This is a genomic window from Magnetospirillum fulvum (genome assembly GCF_900108475.1).
Classification (GTDB): domain Bacteria; phylum Pseudomonadota; class Alphaproteobacteria; order Rhodospirillales; family Magnetospirillaceae; genus Phaeospirillum; species Phaeospirillum fulvum_A.
Genome location: NZ_FNWO01000010.1, coordinates 44282 through 62334, shown reverse-complemented (window position 1 = coordinate 62334; position 18053 = coordinate 44282). Strand labels below are relative to the sequence as shown.

The window sequence follows — 18053 nt, the reverse complement described above, 5'->3', positions numbered from 1 at the left end:
GACTTATTTCGGCATCCATTGGATGGTGGCATCGCCCTCGCCATGATTGCACAAATCGGTGATGCGGGCAGCCGAGGCGCGACTGGGAGTAATGCCGTTGATCGTCAGCAATCCCTTGCGGACCAGCGCCCACCCGGCGGCGGCGCAGGCGCGGGGCGGCACCGCCTCGGCAACCACCACCGGCAGATCGCCCCGCATCGTCAGGCGGATCGCGCCGCCGAAGACATGGGTGGCCATCACCTCGCCCTGAGCGACAGCGGTTATCTGTTCAACCAGACGGGCGGGTTCGGCCATCACCGGAGGGGGAGACGGACGCAACGCCATGACCCACAGCAGCCCCCCGACCATCACTGTCACCCCCCCGGCAATCGCGACGGCATAGCCGGCCTGGGCGCGGTGGCGGGCACGCCGGGCCGCCGGAGAGCGCAAGGACGCGGGAGATTTCTCCCGTTCGGGCGGACGGGACACTCGGCGGTCGCGGGCGGAGTGCAGGACGCCCAAACAGTCGCGGGCGGCATCGCGCATCATCGCCTCGCGCTCGGCGGGCTTGGCCCGGTCGATCCCATCGACAATCGCCGCGACGCGCAAGGTCAGGTGAGCCCGCAAACCGCGATCGGTGGGACGACGCAACAGCAGAGACAGCGCGGCTTCGGTCGCTTCGCGCAGGCGGTCGGGATCCTCAATCGAGGGTAATTTCTTAACAATCGCCTGGAGCAGGGCTTCCTGCTCCTCGGCCGAGGCTGGAATCGGCACGGAGAGTATCCATCTATGACGGTCACAGCCCTTCCCCACCCTCGAAAGTGACAGTCGTTGGTTAACGAGGTGTTACTTTGAACCGGCCAACGGCCTTGGCAGGAGTTAATATGACTTCGGACGTATCGTTGCCTCCGTTGGGATGCGGTCTCGCATTCGCCGACCTCTCCACCCCCGACGGACTGAACCGGATCGACCGCTCCTTTCTCGACCTGCTGACGCGGGCCGATCCCGGACTGGCCGACCGTTTGACCGCCGCCCGCGCCGCACCGCCCGACCGCGCCGCCGAATCCGCCCTGATCCTGGCGCTATCCCCCCATCTTGACGATTTCCTGACCGGTCTGTTTGGCATCCGCGCCGCAGCCACAAGCCTCGCCGAAGCCCACCATGCCCTGGCCCCGCTGTTTACGGCCAAGCGCCAGTTCGTCCAGCGCCGCGCCGCCCGCGCCCTCCCCGCCGAAGAGGCCGCTACGCTGGATTTAGGCACCCTGACCGCAGAATACGAGTCCCGCGCCGGGGAACCGTTCAGCGAGCTTGGCTTTGCCCGCTCGGTGCTGGCCTGGATGGACGACGAGGCCGCCCATGGCGACGATCTGGCCTTGGCGGTGCGGCTGGCGGCGGCGAAGCTGGCCGAAACCGCCCGGACGCCCCATTCCGACAGCATTCTGTTCCGCCTGCCCGGCAAGCGCGACCCCAAGGCCCCGGCGTCGGCGCGTCTGATCGACCAAAGCGGCTGCCCGACCTGGGAAGCGCCCCCCCAATCCTGGCGCCAGCGCGACGGCTTCGACCTCAGCGATCCCGGCGCGAGCCTGGCCCAGGCGCTGGACCAAACCCATTACTGCATCGGCTGCCATCACCAGGGCCGGGATTCCTGCCGGTCGGGGATCGAGATCGGCGGAACCGCTCGCTCGGGCTGCCCGCTCGATCAGAAGATTTCGGAGTTGCACGAGGTCAAGCGCGCCGGTCTGGCGCTGGCGGCGCTGGCGGTGATCGTCGTCGATAATCCGATGGTGGCCGGGACGGGACATCGCATCTGCAACGCCTGCATGGAGGCCTGCATCTACGGCAAACAGGGTCGCGACCCGGTCGATACCCCCGCGGCCGAGACCCGAGCCCTGCGCGACGTGCTCGACCTGCCGTGGGGCTTCGAGATTTATGCGCTGCTGACGCGGTGGAACCCGCTCAATCTGGCCCGGTCGCTGCCCCGCCCGGCCAGCGGGCGGGCCGTGCTGGTGGTCGGACTGGGTCCGGCGGGCTATACCCTGGCCCACCACCTGCTCCAGGACGGTCACACCGTCGTCGCGATCGACGGGCTGAAGATCGAGCCGCTCGACCCCGCTTTGTCCGGGATCGCCCCCGACGGGCGCCGGGTGCCGTTCCAGCCGGTCCACGACATCCGCGCCTTGTGGCACCGCCTGGGCGAGCGGAGTCCGGGCGGGTTCGGCGGCGTCGCCGAATACGGCATCACCGTCCGCTGGGACAAGAATTTCCTCGATCTGATCCGGCTGTTGCTGGAGCGGCGCAGCGGCTTCGCCCTTTATGGCGGGGTCCGCTTTGGCGGCGCGATCACCCTCGACAGCGCCCTGGCGATGGGCTTCGACCATGTCGCCCTGGCGATGGGAGCGGGGCGCCCCACCCTGCCCGACCTGCCGGGCGGACTGGCGCGCGGGGTACGGCTGGCCTCGGACTTCCTGATGACGCTGCAACTGACCGGGGCCGCCCGCGCCGCCAGTCTGGCCAATCTGCAAGTGCGCCTGCCGGTCGCGGTGATCGGCGGCGGCTTGACCGCGATCGATTCCGCCACCGAGGCGTTGGCCTATTACCCGGTCCAGGTCGAGAAGTTCCTGACCCGGGTCGAAGCGCTGAACGCGGCGGGCACGGGAGACTCGGTCCTCGACGCGTGGCCCGGACTGGACCGCGCCATCGCCGACGAATTCATCGCCCACGCCCGCACCCTCCGCGCCGAACGGGCGGCGGCGGCGGCGGAAGGACGCGCTCCCCGGCTGCTGGAGTTGCTGCAAAGCTGGGGCGGCGCGACGGTGCTGTACCGGCGCGGACTGGCCGACAGCCCGGCTTGGCGCAATCGCGACGAAGTGGTTCATGCCCTCGACGAAGGCATCCGCTTTGCCGAACACCTGACTCCGCTGGCGGTCGAGACCGACGAGACCGGCGCGGCACGGGGGCTCTCCGTCCGCGACGGCGCGGGCAACAGCCACTTCGTTCCCGCCCGCACCGTGCTGATGGCGGCGGGCACCGTCCCCAACACCGCCCTGGCCCGCGAATTCGATGGCTTTGCCCTCGACGGCCGTTATTTCCAGGCAATCGATCCCGACGGCAACGACGTTACCCCCGATCACAGCCCCAAACCGGCGGTTCCGGCGGTGCTGATGCGGGTCGAAGGCCGCGAGGGCCGGGTCAGCTTCTTTGGCGACCTCCACCCCTCTTATGCCGGGAACGTCGTCTCGGCGATGGCGTCGGCCAAGCAGGGCTATCCGCTGGTGACCGAGGCGATGCGCCGCCTGCCCGCCCCCAGCGTCACCCCCGCCGATCTGTTCGCCCGGCTCGATGCCGATCTGCGTCCGACCGTCCATGCCGTCACCCGGCTGACCCCCACCATCGTCGAACTGGTGGTCCACGCCCCCGCCGCCGCCCGTGCCTTCCGCCCCGGTCAGTTCTTCCGCCTGCAAAATTACGAACGGCCCGACGGCCATCCCGTCGCCGGTCGGCTGGCGATGGAAGGGCTGGCGCTGACTGGAGCCTGGGTCGATGCCAAGGCCGGACTGGTCGGCATGGTGGTGCTGGAGATGGGCGGCTCGTCCGATCTGGTCGCTTCCTTGCGCCCCGGCGAGCCGGTGGTGCTGATGGGGCCGACCGGCGCGCCGACCCATGTCTGCGGCACCGAAACGGTGCTGCTGGCGGGCGGCGGCCTCGGCAATGCCGTGCTGTTCTCGATCGGCACCGCCTTCCGCGCCGCCGGATCGAAAGTGCTGTATTTCGCCGGATATAAAAAGGCCACCGACCGCTTCAAGCAGGCCGAGATCGAAGCCGCCGCCGACAAAGTGGTGTGGTGCGTCGATTCCGGCGATCCCTTGCCGGTGGGACGAGCGGAAGATTTAAGTTTCGTCGGCACCATCGTCGATGCAATCGAAGCCTATGGACGGGGCGATCTGGGCGAAACATCAATCGCCCTGTCCTCGGTCGATCGCGTCATCGTGATCGGATCGGACAAGATGATGGCGGCAGTGGCCCAGGCCCGCCACGACCGGCTGGCCCCCTGGCTGAAGCGCGGCCATACCGGGATCGGCTCGATCAACGCGCCGATGCAATGCATGCTGAAGGAAATCTGCGCCCAGTGCCTGCAACGCCACAGCGATCCCGACACCGGCGAGGTCCGCTTCGTCTTCACCTGCGCCGATCAGGACCAGCCGCTCGACCGGGTCGATTTCGAAAGCCTCAACGACCGGCTGGCGCAGAATTCGGCGTCAGAACGGCTGGGCCGGGCCTGGACCGATCTGTGCTTGAAACAAGCGGGGTTGCGATAGCCCCCCCTTCCCGCCCGTCTCGCTTCGGGGGCTTTCGCCCCCGATCCCCTAATCGGGAGGCCAGCCTCCCGACCCCTCCTGATTTTTAAATAATTGAAAATAATAAAGAAATTGGAGGTTTGGAGGCGTTGGCCTCCGAACGGGTCAGGGTGGTCACCCTGCCGCGAAGCGGAGCTATATCGCCCCCAATCTAATCGTCGGCGGCGAAGCGGTCGGGCGGCAACGGCAGCGGCCGGGGAACGGTCCCGGATTGCGGCGACAACCACACCTCGGCGATGTTGGTCAACGAGCGGGTCGCCGTCGGCGATTGGTAATGGAAGGTGACGGTCATCGGCAGCACCGAGGCCTGCATCTCGTCGATGAACAGGGCGCAGCCGCGCGAATAGCGGGTTCCGGTGGCGTATTCGATCCGATAGGTGCCGTCGGGAATGCCGCCGACGCCGATATGGAAGGTGGCGGGGACATAGACCGACAAGACGGTGCTGCCCGCCAGGGTCTTCAGCTTGACCACGCCGTCGCGGCGGCCGTCATTATGGACCAGCAGGCGATGGTCGCCGCTGACCCGGCGCGACAGAATTTCACCGGCGGTGGGCGGAGCGCCGCGATTGTCCGAGCACCATTCGGTTTTGAACCGCGATCCCGACCCGGCATAGAGGGCGCGGGTCTCGACATAGCCCTCGATCCCGGCGGGAGTGCGGACGCCGACCCAGTCGGGACTGGCGGTGGCGGCGTTGACCTCGACGGTGGTGAAGCGGTCGAGCAGGGTCAGCACCGGCGCACCCGGCAGCGGTGCCATCCGCAGCTTTAAGCCATCGACAGCGACGTGGCGGATTTCTCCCACCGTCGCCGGATGGACCGCAATCGGCGCGACGGTCGAAACCGGCTGATCCCACGGCCGGATCGCGATCAGCACGAAGATCGCAATCGTCACCGGCAGGGCCAGCAGCGGCAGAGCCTGGGCCAGAAACACCCGCCCGCCGGGCCGCCAGCGGCTTTTCAGGCGGCGGTGATGGCCGCTGACGGCGCCATCGGTGGCCCGCAGCAGGGCGGCGACACGGGCGCGGTCATCGGGGCCACGGGCGAAGGTCGCGGCCTGCTCGGCCAGCGAGCGGGCCAGGACAAGGTCGCCCCGCCCGAGGAAGGCGCGGGCCTGACGCAGCAGGATGCGGGTGTTCTCGCGCCGGGGCTTCGAACCGCCGAACAGATTGGCCAGCAGGGCGAACGGGGTCAGAATCAGGCCGGGCAACGACCACCACCCCCACAGCCACGACACGATCGAGGCCCTGGCGGCGGCATGATCGGCACAATCCCGGCAGAAAATTCCGTCCAGACGACCCAGTTTTGCCCAGATCAGATAGGAGCGGACGGTGCGGAACACGACATAGCGGGGTTGGGCGGTCAGGCTGCCACAGGTCCCGCAGGCGACCGGCATCGGAGTGAAATCGCTCTCGCCCCCGGCCTCGGCGGGAGCGACGCCATCATATTCGGCCCGGCGGATCACGTCCTTCAGCACGGCATAGGCTTCCATCAGACGGCGGAATTCCTCGCGCGCCCGGGTCGAGGGGTCGCGATCGGGGTGAACCACCTTGACCCGCTGCCGATAGGCGGCGCGAATCGCCTCCGCATCGGCCTCGGGGTCGAGCCCCAGAACCGCGTAATAGCCTTTCGGATCGCGTGCCATCGTGGTCATTGTCGATTTTGCTCCGGAACCGGTTGAAATGTCTAGCAACGGGCGTGCCGGAAAAAAACGGGGGGAGTGGGCAAGATTTGCCGGGTGATGTTAACTTTCTTTTCAGCGGCCAGGGCCTAGCCTGCCCCAGGCGGGTCTCCTTGGTGTGATGGAGTCGATGTGAACGCATTTCTGCAAATGCTGCGCGGCCTGGGGCCGATGCGTCTGGCCGCCATCGCTGGCGTCGGCATCAGCGTGCTGGGGTTTTTCATCTATCTGATGAGCCGCGTCGCCGCGCCGCAGATGGAATTGCTCTATGGCGATCTCGATCTGGCGGATTCGAAGCAGATCATCGAACGGCTGACCACCGAGAAGGTTCCCTATGAATTGCGGAAGGACGGCACCGAAGTCTGGGTGCCGAAAGACCGCAAGCTCGACCTGCGGGTGCGGATGGCCGAACAGGCGCTGCCCAGCGGCGGCCGGATGGCCGGATACGAACTGTTCGACAAGCAAGACGCGTTCGGCACCACCAGCTTCCAGCAGAACATGACGATGGTTCGGGCGATGGAAGGCGAACTGGCCAAGACGATCCGCTCGATCGACAAGGTCAAGGCCGCCCGCGTCCACCTTGTCCTGCCCAAGCGCGAGGCGTTTTCCCGCGACACCCAGGAGCCGTCGGCCTCGGTCATCTTGAAGATGCAGGGCAACCAGCGACTGGAAAAGGGACAGGTTCTGGCGATCCAGCATCTGATCGCCGCCGCCGTCCCCAAGATGAAACCGTCGCGAATCTCGATCGTCGATGACAAGGGCACCCTGCTCGCCAAGGGGTTCGAGAACAATCAGGACTATCTCGCCCAGACTGCCGAGGAAATGCGGCTGAATTATGAGGCGCGGATGGTCAAAACCATCGAGGATCTGCTCGAACGCTCGCTTGGCCCCGGCCGGGTCCGCGCCGAGGTCACGGTCGAGATGGACATGAGCCGGGCCGTCACCACCGAGGAATCGTTCGACCCCGAAACCAAGGTGGTCCGCTCGCAGGTCACCATCAACGAAGGCGAGCAGAGCCAGGACACCGAGCCGACCCCGGTCACGGTTCAGCAGAACCTGCCCGATCCCAACGCCAGCGCCAACGGCAACCTGCGCTCGTCGAGCAAGTCGAGCAAGAACCAGGAAACCGTCAATTACGAGATCTCGAAAAAGACCAAGAACACCGTCCGCGAGATCGGCGAGGTCCGCAAGGTCTCGGCCGCCGTGCTGGTCGATGGTGTCCGCGAGAAATCGGCCGACGGCAAACAGACCACCTATCGCGACCGCACCCCGGAAGAGATGGCCCAGATCGAGGCGCTGGTCAAATCGGCGATCGGTTTCTCGAAGGATCGCGAGGATCAGGTCAAGGTCGCGTCGATGGCGTTCTACAAAGGCGAGGAACTCGACCAGATCGAGGATCCGGGCGAGTTCATCTTTGGCATGCGCCGCGATTTCGTCGAAAAGATCGCCTCGAACCTCGGTCTGTCGATCGTCGCCATCTTGTTCCTGCTGCTGGTGCTGCGTCCGCTGATCAGCCGCGCCATCGAATCGATGCAGGGTCAGGTCGGTCCCGACGGTCGCCGCCTGCTGACCGCCGAGGGCGGCGGGATGCCGCAATTGACCGGTCCCGGCGCGGTCGCCCTGGCCGCCCCTGGCCTGGGCGAGGAAGAGGAAGTGATCGCCGACGAACTGATCGACATCGACAAGGTCGAAGGTCGGGTCAAGGCGTCGTCGATCCGCAAGATCGGCGAAATCGTCGAGAAACACCCCGAAGAAGCGCTGTCGATCATCCGCAGCTGGCTTTACCAGGAAAGCTGACCCGGTCCGCGACCGGACATGTTCTAACGGAGCGCCCCATCCATGGCCCGCATGAAGGAAGATTACCGCAGCCTGACCGGCCCGCAGAAGGCGGCGATGTTCATGCTGTCGCTGAACGAGGAGCATTCGGCCAAGCTGTTCAGCATGATGGGCGACGACGAGATCAAGGAACTGTCCCAGATCATGGCCAGCCTGGGCACGGTGTCGGCCAATCTGGTCGAACGGGTGTTCGTCGAATTCGCCGATGCGCTGTCTTCGACCGGCTCGCTGACCGGTTCGTTCGACACCACCGAGCGGCTGCTGATGAAGGCGCTGCCGCGCGACCGCGTCAGTTCGATCATGGACGAAATCCGCGGTCCCGCCGGTCGCACGATGTGGGACAAGCTGGGCAATGTCAGCGAGCAGGTGCTGGCCAATTATCTGAAGAACGAGTACCCCCAGACGGTGGCGGTGGTGCTGTCGAAGATCAAGGCCGACCACGCCTCGCGGGTGCTGGGCGTGCTGCCCGAGAATTTCGCGATGGAAGTGATCATGCGTATGTTGCGGATGGAGGCGGTGCAAAAGGAAGTGCTGGACGGCGTCGAAAAGACTCTGCGCACCGAATTCATGACCAACCTCGCCCGGACCCAGCGGCGCGATTCGCATGAATTGATGGCCGACATCTTCAACAACCTCGACCGCAACACCGAAAACCGCTTCATGAGCGCACTCGAAGAGCGCAACCGCGAGAGCGCGGAAAAGATCAAGGCGCTGATGTTCACCTTCGACGACCTGATCCGGATCGATTCCGCCGGTATCCAGGTGCTGCTGCGCTCGGTCGAAAAGGACAAGCTGGCGATCGCGCTGAAGGGCGGGGCCGAGGCGGTCAAGGAACTGTTCTTCAAGAACATGTCCGAACGCGCCGGCAAGATGCTGAAGGAAGACATGGAGGCGTTGGGGCCGGTCCGCCTGCGCGACGTCGATCAGGCCCAGTCGGCCATCGTCGTAATGGCCAAGGAACTGGCCGCCTCGAACCAGATCGTGATTTCGGAAGGCCGCGAAGAAGACGAACTGGTCTATTAACGAGCGCCCGGCGCTTGAGGGACTGTGACTACGGAGCAACGCGACTATGCGCATTGAGCGCCCGCGCCTCATGGCGCGAAAGCCAAGCGACCGGAGGTCGCGCCCGGCGACTGAGGGACAGTGAAGAGACGGAGCGTCAGCGACTGGCGCGAACAGCGCCCGCGCCTCATGGCGCGAAAGCCAAGCGAATGGAATGAGCGCCCGGCGCTTGAGGGACAGTGAAACGAATGGCCTATCGAAAGTACATGTTCGACCTCGATTTCGACCCGCCCGGCGGTGGGACGCGGTCGCGTGGCGCGGCGGCGAAGGACGCCGAACCGGCGACTCCCGCCCCTGCCCCGCCCCCGGTCGAAGCCGCCCCGCCGCCGCCGACCTTCTCCGAGGAGGATTTGCAGCTGGTGCGCGACTCCGCCTTCGAGGAAGGACGCCGCCGCGGGTTGGACGAAGCGACGCAAGCGACGGAACGGCAACTGGCCGATGCGGTAACATTGCTGGCCAGCGGCTTCGCCGCCCTGACGGAGGCCGAGGCCCGTTCGGCCGACGAAGCCCAGCGGGTCGCCGCCCGGGTGGCGATGGCGGTGCTGCGCAAGGTGCTGCCCGCAGCTTGCGAAGCCAACGCTTTCGAAGAGGTGATCCGCACCGTCCTCGATTGCTTTTCCAATGTGCTTGACGAGCCCCGGATCATCGTCCGCGTTGTCCCCGATCTGGTCGATCCGGTGCGCGAGCGGCTGGAAGCCCAGGCATCGCAGCATGGATTCGAGGGGCGCGTGGTGGTTCAGGCCGACCCCCGGCTTCCCCCCGGCGATTGCCGGGTCGAATGGACCGACGGCGGCGCCGAACGCGATCAGGTCCGCCTGATCGCCGACATCGAGGCGGCGGTCGAGCGGGCGCTGGCCCCGCCGGAACGGAATTCGGAGGCCGCCGATGCCGAGAGTTGAGACGCGGTGCCAAGCGACCGGAGGTCGCGCCCGGCGATCAAGGGCGTTGATCCCGAGCGTAGCGAGTGGCGCGAACAGCGCCCGCGCCCCATGGCGCGAGAGCCAAGCGAGTGGAACGAGCGCCCGGCGATTGAGGGCGACGATAAAAGCTTCCCGGCCAGCGGCCGGATGCGGAGGACAGCATGCCTGATTTCGAGTTGAACGATCTGAAGTCCGAGGGCGACGACCAGCAACAACGTGGCGACGTGCCCGACAGCCCGCGTTCGGCCCGCGATCTGGAAGCGGTGTACGACATCCCGGTGCAGGTCTCGGCGGTGCTGGGGAAGTCGACGATGCAGGTCAACCAATTGCTGAAGCTGGGACGCGGGGCGGTGGTCGAACTGGACCGCAAGGTCGGCGAGGCGATTGATATCTATGTCAACAACCGTCTGGTGGCGCGCGGCGAAGTGGTGGTGGTCGAGGACCGCCTGGGCGTGACCATGACGGAAATCATCAAGACCGACCGCGCCTGACCGGCGACCTGGCGAGGGAGAGTTACCAGATGCGACTTCTCATCATCGGCACCCTGGACGGGCAGATCGGAGCCGCCAGCCAGATCGCGATGGCGCGAGGGGCCAAGGTCCGCCATGTCGTCACCCTGGAGGCGGGGCTGGAGGAACTGCGCGGCCAAGGGGCCGATCTGGTGATGATCGACGTCAAATGCGACATCCGCACCCTGATCGATTCGCTGGAAGCGGAACGGATCGTCGTGCCGGTGGTGGCGTGCGGCATCGCCTCGGACGCCTCGGCGGCGGTACGGGCGATCAAGGCGGGGGCGAAGGAATACATCCCGCTGCCGCCTGATGCCGAACTGATCGCGGCGGTGATCGCGGCGGTGACCCAGGAAAGCCACAACATCGTCTTCAAAGACCCGCGGATGTCCCAGACGTTGAAGCTGGCCGAGCAGGTGGCCAATTCCGACGCCTCGATCATGATTACCGGCGAATCCGGCACCGGTAAGGAACTGGTCGCCCGCTTCATCCATAAGAAAAGCCGCCGCACCGACAAACGCTTCGTCGCGGTCAATTGCGCCGCAATTCCGGAAAACCTGCTGGAATCCGAATTGTTCGGCCATGAAAAGGGCGCGTTCACCGGCGCGGTGGCGCGGCGGATCGGCAAGTTCGAGGAAGCCAACGGCGGCACCCTGCTGCTCGACGAAATCTCCGAAATGGACGTGCGGCTGCAATCGAAGCTGCTGCGTGTGCTTCAGGAAAAGGAAATCGACCGCGTCGGCGGCAGCCAGCCGGTGAAGGTCGATGTCCGCATCCTCGCCACCTCGAACCGCAATATGGAAGAGGAAGTGCGCAAGGGCACCTTCCGCGAAGATCTCTATTACCGCTTGAACGTCGTCACCCTGGCCTTGCCCGCCCTGCGCGAACGTCCGCTCGACATCAGCGTGCTGGCCGACCACTTCATCAAGCGCTACAGCGAGGCCAACGGCCTGCCCGCCCGCGCCCTGTCGGCCGAGGGGCGGCAGATGCTGATCCGCCATTCCTGGCGCGGTAATGTCCGCGAACTGGAAAACTGCATGCACCGCGCCGTGCTGCTGGCCCAAGGCCCCGAGATCGGGGCCGAGGCGATCTTGCTGTCGGGGGGAGCGGTCGGGACCAATCCCGATCCGGTGGTGGCCCAGGCCGCCGTCGCGGCGGCATCGGTAACGGCGGGCAGTCCGACCGGGCTGGTCGGCAAGACCGTCGCCGAGGTCGAGCGCGACCTGATCCTCGACACGCTGAACGCCTATCTCGGCAACCGGACCCATGCCGCCAACATTCTGGGCATCTCGATCCGGACGCTGCGCAACAAGCTGAAGCAATATGCCGATGACGGCGTTGCGGTGCCGCCGCCTGCGGGCGGCGAACCCGACCGCGCCGCGATTTAAGGATTGTAGACGATGGCCGAAGGCGACGCGGGAAGCGGAACCCTGGCGACACGGCAGGCATTCGGCCGGTTAGGCGCAGCGATGCGGCGAGGCGACGTCGCCTTGGCCGCTGGCGTCATGCTGATCCTGACCGTCTTGATCCTGCCGCTACCGGCCTGGGCGCTTGACGTCGGTCTGTCGCTGTCGATCACGATTTCGGTTCTGATTCTGATGGTGGCGATCTTCATCGAGAAGCCGCTGCAATTCAGCGCCTTTCCGACGGTTCTGCTGATCACCACCCTGATCCGACTGGCATTGAATCTGGCCTCGACCCGGCTGATTCTCTCGCACGGCCATGAAGGGGTCGAAGGCGCCGGTCAGGTCATCGCCGCCTTCTCCAGCTTCATCATGAGCGGCAATTTCGTCATCGGCATTATCGTCTTTGCCATTCTGGTGATCGTCAATTTCGTCGTCATCACCAAGGGCTCGACCCGTATCGCCGAAGTGGCGGCCCGCTTCACCCTCGACGCGATGCCGGGCAAGCAGATGGCGATCGACGCCGATCTGTCGGCCGGGCTGTGCGACGAGCCGACGGCGCGCAAACGCCGGTCCGAACTGGAGCAGGAATCCGCCTTCTTCGGCGCGATGGACGGTGCGTCGAAATTCGTCCGGGGCGACGCCGTCGCCGGTCTGCTGATCACCGCGATCAACGTCATCGCCGGGATGGTGATCGGGATGGCCCAGAACGGGCTGACCTTTGCCCAGGCCGCCGACATTTATACCAAGCTGACCGTCGGCGACGGTCTGGTCACCCAGGTTCCCGCCCTGATCGTCTCGGTTGCCGCCGGTATGCTGGTGACCAAGGCGGGCATTCAGGAATCAGTCGATCAAGCCCTGTTCGCCCAGTTGGCGGGCTATCCCCGCGCCGTCGGCATGGCGGCGGGTCTGATGATGATGATGGCGCTGGTGCCGGGGATGCCGTTCCTGCCCTTCGCCGTGCTGGGCGGCGGGATGGGCGTGGCGGCGTTCTATCTCGACCGGCGCAAGCGCGCCAAGGCCGACGAGGAGGTTCAGGTTCAGGCCGAGCAGGCGCTGCAACAGGCCCCGGTGCCCGAGGAACCGATCTCGACCGCGCTCAAGATCGATTTGATCCGGCTGGAACTGGGCTATGGGCTGCTCCAGTTGATCAACAACCCCAAGGGCCAGCGTCTGACCGATCAGATCAAGTCGCTGCGCCGCGCCGTCGCCGCCGAAATGGGCTTCGTGATGCCCAGCGTCCGCATCCAGGACAACATGCAGCTTCCGGCCAACACCTATGTCGTCCACATCAAGGAAGTCGAGGCCGGGCGGGGCGATCTGCGCCCCAACATGCTGCTGATCATGGACCCGCGCGGCGAGGATATCTCGTTGCCCGGCGAAAAGACCCGCGAGCCGACCTTTGGCCTTCCCGCGATGTGGATCGACCCGGCGGCGCGGGAAGAGGCGCTGTTCCGCGGCTATACCGTCGTCGATCCGCCAACGGTGATCACCACTCACTTGACCGAAGTGGTCAAGGACAACATGCCCGAACTGCTCAGCCACGCCGAGACGCAGAAGCTGCTCGACGATCTCGACAAGGAGCAGCAGAAGCTGGTGGCCGAACTGGTCCCCAGCCAGATGACGGTCGGCGGACTGCAACGCGTGCTGCAAAACCTGCTGGGCGAGCGGGTGTCGATCCGCGATCTGCCGACGATCCTCGAAGGCATCGCCGAAGCCTGCGGCCATACCCGCAATATCACGATGATCACCGAGCATGTCCGCTCGCGTCTCGCCCGTCAGATTTCCGATTCCAATTGCGGGCCGCAGGGCTTCATCCCGCTGGTGACCCTGTCGCCGGAATGGGAACAGGCCTTCGCCGAATCCCTGGTCGGCGCGGGCGAGGAAAAGCAGATTTCGATGGCACCGACCCAATTGCAGGATTTCATCGGCCGGGTCCGCCAGACCTTCGAGCGCTTCGCGATGCAGGGCGAGACCCCGGTGCTGCTGACCAGCCCGATGGTGCGCCCCTATGTCCGCTCGATCGTCGAGCGGTTCCGCCCGATGACGGTGGTGATGGGGCAGTCCGAGATTCACCCCAAGGCCCGCATCAAGACACTGGGACAGATATGATGACGACGCCGACTAAGACCCTGGCGCGAAGGACACGCCGATGCGGCTGAAATCCTTCACCGCGGCAACGATGTCCGAAGCGATGGAGATGGTCCGCTCGGAACTGGGCGACGACGCCATCATCGTCTCGACCCAGCGGGCGGCGGGCACCAAGGGGGTGCGGATCACCGCCGCGCTGGAATCCGCCGATGCCGACCTTGCCGTCGCCGAAATGCTGGGGGAAAGCGACGGCTCGGCCGCCGCCGACGCGATCCGGGCGGCGCTGACCGAGCATGGCACACCGCCGCGCCTGATCGACCGTTTGGTCAATGCCGCCCGCGCCGCCGAAATCTCCGACCCGGTTCTGGCCTGCGCCGCCGCGCTGGAAGCCGGGTTCGCCTTTGCCCACCTGCCCGAACATTCCGCGCCGCGCCCGTTCATGCTGGTCGGGCCGAACGGGGTGGGCAAAAGCGTCACGGTGGCCAAACTGGCGGCCCGCTCGGTGTTGAAACAGCGCCGCGTCGGCGTCATCACCTGCGACAACATCCGCGCCGGGGCGGTCGAGCAACTGGCCGCCTTCACGTCGATCCTGGAAATCGAGCTGGTGCGGGCGCGGGGACCGGACACGCTGGCCCGCGCCGTCGAAGAGTCCCAGGGCCGGTTCGACCTGACCCTGATCGACTCGCCCGGCCTTAACGCATTCAAACCCAGCGACATGGATTATCTGCAAAGCCTGATCGAAGCCGCCGACGTCGAACCGATCCTGGTACTGGCCGCAGGCGGCGACGCGATCGAGGCGGGCGAACTGGCCGAATCCTTCGCCGCCACCGGGGCGACCCGGCTGTTCGCCACCCGGCTCGACACCACCCGCCGTCTGGGCGCGATCCTGGCCGGAGCCGAGGCGGGACAGCTTGCCCTGTGCGACGTCTCGGCCAGCCCGCACGTCGCGTCGGGTCTATCGCCGATCTCCGCGATTTCCCTGGCCCGGCTGATCATGCCGCCACCGCCGCCCGCCGCCGCCCCCCCCCAAGACGAAACCTTCTGGACCGAGGCATCCGCATCATGAGCACGCCCGACGCTCCCACCCTCGCGCCACGCCCGACCGTTCGGGCAAAGGGGCGCAACATCATCGCCGTCGCCTCGGGCAAGGGGGGGGTGGGCAAGACATGGTTCGCCATCACCCTGTCGCACGCTTTGGCCCGCGCCGGGCAAAAGGTTCTGCTGTTCGACGGCGATCTTGGGCTGGCCAATGTCGATATCCAACTCGGCCTGATGCCAAAGACCGATCTGGGCAGCGTCGTCGCCGGGCGGATGACGCTTAATCAAGCGGCAGTCAGTTTTGACGCGGGCGGGTTCGACGTCATCGCCGGACGCTCGGGCTCGGGCACGCTGGCCAACATCCCGCTGTCGCGGCTCCAGATGCTGGGCGACGATCTGGTGACGCTGGCGGGCGGCTATGACCGGGTGGTGGTCGATCTCGGGGCCGGGGTGGAAAAGTCGATCCGCACCTTCTCGCAATCGGCCGGGACGATCATGGTGGTGACCACCGACGAGCCGACCTCGCTGACCGACGCCTATGCCTTCATCAAGGTCACCTGCATGGAACGACCGGGCAGCGATCTGCGCGTCGTCGTCAACATGGCCAACTCGACCCGCGAGGGCGAGCGGATCTACAACACCCTGCTAAAAGCGTGCGAGGGCTTCCTGAAAATCTCGCCGCCGCTGGCCGGGGTGATCCGCCGCGATCTCAAGGTGCGCGAGGCGATCCGCAACCAAACCCCGATCATGACCCGGTCCCCCAATGCCGAGGCGGCCGCCGACGTCGAGGCGATTGTCGAGCGTCTGGTCCGCACGAGATAGGATATGGTCGATAGCGTCCTGCCGTCCGCCACATCGGCCAGCCCGTCTTCGTCGCCCAGTCCGGCGGTGGTGACGAGCCCGGCCACTGCCGAAACCGCCGAAGCGGTGACCCGGCTGGCGGAAGCGGGCGTGACGACGATCGAGACCACCCTGGTCTCCACCTCGGGACAGCCGCGCGCGACGGCCAGACTGGCTTTGCCCGACGGCTCGTTCCTCGACCTGAAGATTCCGCCCGGATTTTCGGCCAGCCCCGGTGCCGCCCTCACCTTTCAGTTCCAGCAACAGAACGGCGGCGGCTTCGTGCTGCGGCTGGCGGCGGTCAACGGACGCGCGACGGCGGGCACCCCGACGGCGACGCTGACGACGGCAAACGGCGGCGGCCTGCCCCCCCTCCTGCTGGCGCAACCGACACCAAATCCGGGCGGCGGGTTGTCGTCTGCGGGAGGGATCGCGGGGCAACGTGCGGGGACGGGCACCGCCGGTCTGACCGCCTCCACCCCTGCGCCGGGTTTGCTGGCGGACGGATTGCCCGGCCTGACCGCGATTGTGCTGCGTCCGGGACTGGCACCACAGCCGGGCGGAGCCAGTGGAGCGTTCCCGTCAGCGGGACCGCCGCTGTCCCCCGGTCAAAACCCAGCCTCTTTCCCGCCGAGCCTCCCGGCCGGAGCAGCACCGCCAACCGCGAACGCTCCCGGCACCCTGCCCGCCGCCTGGAGCACGCTCGCCCCCGGCACCCAGCTTCCCCTGCGTCTGGCCGAAGCGCGACCGGCGGACGGTGGGAATGCGCCTGCCGCCCCGTCCCTCCTCACCGCCAATCCGGCCCTGGCCCCGACGGGAGGCGGACTCCCGCCAGGAGCAGGGAGCGGACTTTCCCTCGCGTCGCCGACGCCCACCGCGCCGCTGATCCTGACCGGCCGGGTGCTGACCAATTCGGTTCCGGGCGGCGGCGCGCTGGTGCAGACCGAGGTCGGGCTGCTGTCCTTGCCCTCGGGTCTGGCGCTGCCGGTCGGCGGAACGGTGCGGCTCGAAGTGGTTGGCCCGCCGCTGCCGCCGCCCCCGGCCCCGCCGCCGTTGGCTCCGGGCTTGGGCACCGGGGGCTGGCCCGCTATGTCCGAAGCGATCGACCAATTGGCCCGCAGCGATCTTCAGGCCGCCAATACGCTGATGCAGGCGTTGCCCCAGGCCGGGCCGCGCCTGGCGGCGGCGCTGGCCGGGTTTGCGGCAGCGGTCCGCAACGGTGACTCCCGCTTGCCCGGAGGCGAAGCGACCCAGCGCGGACTGGACAAGATCGGACGGCACGATCTGGCCGACCGGCTGCTGGGCGACATGAAGTCCCTGGCCGAGGAAGCAGCGCAGCCCAAGGGTCCGGCGGGGGAATGGCAGACCCTGACGATGCCGTTCCTCAACGGAGCCCAGATCGACCCGATCCGGCTTCATGTCCAGACTTCGCCAGAGGACAGCGACCAGCGGCGCGGCGGCGGCGGTGGCGAAAAGCGCTTCATTCTCGATATCGAGATGAGCCGGTTGGGCCGGATTCAGTTCGACGGGCTGGTGCTGCGCGAGACCAAGCGGTTCGACCTGATCGTGCGAACCCGCCAACCGCTCGACACCGCGATCTGCCGCGACATCGCCGGAATCTTCGCCGAATGCGCCCAACTGACCGGGATCAAGGGGGGCGTATCGTTCCAGGCCGGGCGGGCCTTCGTCGATCTGCCGCCCAGCCCGGCCGCCACCACCACCACCAGTTTGATGGTGTGATATCCATCTGCATGGATCGGACTCGATCCATGCTGGCCCTCAGGCGGCGGGCGGGGGCCTCCGCCCCCTTGCCTTCCGCGCCATAAGGCGCGCGGCCCCTTGGGCCTACAAGCTGCAATGAGCAGCTTGGTATGTGCCCCAGGATAGCTATCCCATCCAGTCGTAAAAGCTGCTGAACACCTTATAGCCGCTCTTGGCCAGATTGAGCGTCGAGGCGCTGGAGCTATCGTCGTCGTCAAGCAGGCTGGCCCGATTGCGCGCCGTCCGCAACGCGGCGCTGCGGTTGAGGGAGGTAAGGTCGCTGTCGCTACGCTGGGACAGCCCGCTCAACAGCGCGTCGGACGAGCCGCCCTCGCCGCCAACACCCCAGGCCGCCAATTGAGCCCGCTGGCTGGCTTGCTGGCGGGCGAGCAAATCGCGCCGCTCTGCCGCCTGGGTCTGGCGGTCGGATTCGATCAGATCGTTTTGAAGGGCGACCTGCTGCGCCCTCGCCTGGGCGGCGTCTTCGCTGCTTTGAGATTGAGAGACATCCCCCGCCAACGACAAAGCGGAGGGAACGATGTTGGAAAATCCGGACATGGGGGTCTGATCCTTTCGGGACA

The 18053-nt window shown here is 66.6% G+C and carries 13 protein-coding genes; 10 read left to right on the top strand and 3 right to left on the bottom strand.

The features are described 5' to 3' along the window. Positions 1–3: 3 nt before the first annotated feature. Positions 4–753: a hypothetical protein gene (locus BLW40_RS12120; protein WP_074768923.1), complete on the bottom strand. Its 750-nt coding sequence runs from the start codon at positions 751–753 to the stop codon at positions 4–6. 110 nt (positions 754–863) lie between these two features. Between BLW40_RS12120 and BLW40_RS12115 the strand changes: the two genes are divergently transcribed. Further along, the gene (locus tag BLW40_RS12115; protein WP_074768921.1) at positions 864–4295 is read left to right on the top strand and encodes an FAD-dependent oxidoreductase; all 3432 of its coding nucleotides are present in this window, start codon (positions 864–866) and stop codon (positions 4293–4295) included. Between the two features lie 190 nt (positions 4296–4485). Here BLW40_RS12115 and BLW40_RS12110 read toward each other — a convergent pair whose 3' ends face one another. Beyond that, entirely contained in the window at positions 4486–5985 is a 1500-nt protein-coding gene (locus tag BLW40_RS12110; protein ID WP_074768919.1) for a DnaJ domain-containing protein, read from the bottom strand. A 159-nt stretch (positions 5986–6144) separates the two neighbouring features. On the opposite strand from BLW40_RS12110, the gene fliF reads away from it, so the two are divergent. The 9 genes from fliF to BLW40_RS12065 all read left to right on the top strand — a co-directional run bounded on the left by fliF (position 6145) and on the right by BLW40_RS12065 (position 17451). Next, complete coding sequence (gene fliF, locus BLW40_RS12105; protein WP_074768917.1) at positions 6145–7809, top strand: flagellar basal-body MS-ring/collar protein FliF; 1665 nt, start codon at positions 6145–6147, stop codon at positions 7807–7809. A gap of 42 nt (positions 7810–7851) precedes the next feature. Beyond that, the gene (gene fliG, locus BLW40_RS12100) at positions 7852–8871 is read left to right on the top strand and encodes a flagellar motor switch protein FliG (RefSeq protein WP_074768915.1); all 1020 of its coding nucleotides are present in this window, start codon (positions 7852–7854) and stop codon (positions 8869–8871) included. Positions 8872–9098: 227 nt separating this feature from the next. Beyond that, positions 9099–9809: a FliH/SctL family protein gene (locus tag BLW40_RS12095; RefSeq protein WP_074768913.1), complete on the top strand. Its 711-nt coding sequence runs from the start codon at positions 9099–9101 to the stop codon at positions 9807–9809. 182 nt (positions 9810–9991) lie between these two features. Further along, complete coding sequence (fliN, locus tag BLW40_RS12090; protein ID WP_074768911.1) at positions 9992–10321, top strand: flagellar motor switch protein FliN; 330 nt, start codon at positions 9992–9994, stop codon at positions 10319–10321. Positions 10322–10350: 29 nt separating this feature from the next. After that, a complete protein-coding gene (gene flbD / locus BLW40_RS12085; protein WP_074768909.1) occupies positions 10351–11727 on the top strand; it encodes a sigma-54-dependent transcriptional regulator FlbD in 1377 nt (458 codons plus the stop codon). 12 nt (positions 11728–11739) lie between these two features. Continuing rightward, entirely contained in the window at positions 11740–13854 is a 2115-nt protein-coding gene (gene flhA, locus BLW40_RS12080) for a flagellar biosynthesis protein FlhA (RefSeq protein WP_074768907.1), read from the top strand. 40 nt (positions 13855–13894) lie between these two features. Beyond that, the gene (locus tag BLW40_RS12075) at positions 13895–14899 is read left to right on the top strand and encodes a flagellar biosynthesis protein FlhF (protein ID WP_074768905.1); all 1005 of its coding nucleotides are present in this window, start codon (positions 13895–13897) and stop codon (positions 14897–14899) included. Continuing rightward, entirely contained in the window at positions 14896–15693 is a 798-nt protein-coding gene (locus tag BLW40_RS12070) for a MinD/ParA family protein (protein WP_074768903.1), read from the top strand. Before BLW40_RS12075 ends, BLW40_RS12070 begins: the two co-directional genes overlap by 4 nt. A gap of 3 nt (positions 15694–15696) precedes the next feature. Further along, complete coding sequence (locus BLW40_RS12065) at positions 15697–17451, top strand: hypothetical protein (protein ID WP_074768901.1); 1755 nt, start codon at positions 15697–15699, stop codon at positions 17449–17451. Positions 17452–17598: 147 nt separating this feature from the next. On the opposite strand, the gene BLW40_RS12060 is transcribed toward BLW40_RS12065, so the two are convergent. Continuing rightward, complete coding sequence (locus tag BLW40_RS12060) at positions 17599–18030, bottom strand: hypothetical protein (RefSeq protein WP_074768899.1); 432 nt, start codon at positions 18028–18030, stop codon at positions 17599–17601. Between the last annotated feature and the right edge of the window lie 23 nt (positions 18031–18053).

Bases quoted from the DNA above. Each gene is read 5' to 3' on its own strand.
- BLW40_RS12115 (WP_074768921.1), top strand. From the start codon at position 864: ATGACTTCGGACGTATCGTTGCCTCCGTTGGGATGCGGTCTCGCATTC.
- BLW40_RS12110 (WP_074768919.1), bottom strand. From the start codon at position 5,985: ATGACCACGATGGCACGCGATCCGAAAGGCTATTACGCGGTTCTGGGG.
- fliG (WP_074768915.1), top strand. From the start codon at position 7,852: ATGGCCCGCATGAAGGAAGATTACCGCAGCCTGACCGGCCCGCAGAAG.
- BLW40_RS12095 (WP_074768913.1), top strand. From the start codon at position 9,099: ATGGCCTATCGAAAGTACATGTTCGACCTCGATTTCGACCCGCCCGGC.
- fliN (WP_074768911.1), top strand. From the start codon at position 9,992: ATGCCTGATTTCGAGTTGAACGATCTGAAGTCCGAGGGCGACGACCAG.
- flbD (WP_074768909.1), top strand. From the start codon at position 10,351: ATGCGACTTCTCATCATCGGCACCCTGGACGGGCAGATCGGAGCCGCC.
- flhA (WP_074768907.1), top strand. From the start codon at position 11,740: ATGGCCGAAGGCGACGCGGGAAGCGGAACCCTGGCGACACGGCAGGCA.
- BLW40_RS12075 (WP_074768905.1), top strand. From the start codon at position 13,895: ATGCGGCTGAAATCCTTCACCGCGGCAACGATGTCCGAAGCGATGGAG.
- BLW40_RS12070 (WP_074768903.1), top strand. From the start codon at position 14,896: ATGAGCACGCCCGACGCTCCCACCCTCGCGCCACGCCCGACCGTTCGG.
- BLW40_RS12065 (WP_074768901.1), top strand. From the start codon at position 15,697: ATGGTCGATAGCGTCCTGCCGTCCGCCACATCGGCCAGCCCGTCTTCG.
- BLW40_RS12060 (WP_074768899.1), bottom strand. From the start codon at position 18,030: ATGTCCGGATTTTCCAACATCGTTCCCTCCGCTTTGTCGTTGGCGGGG.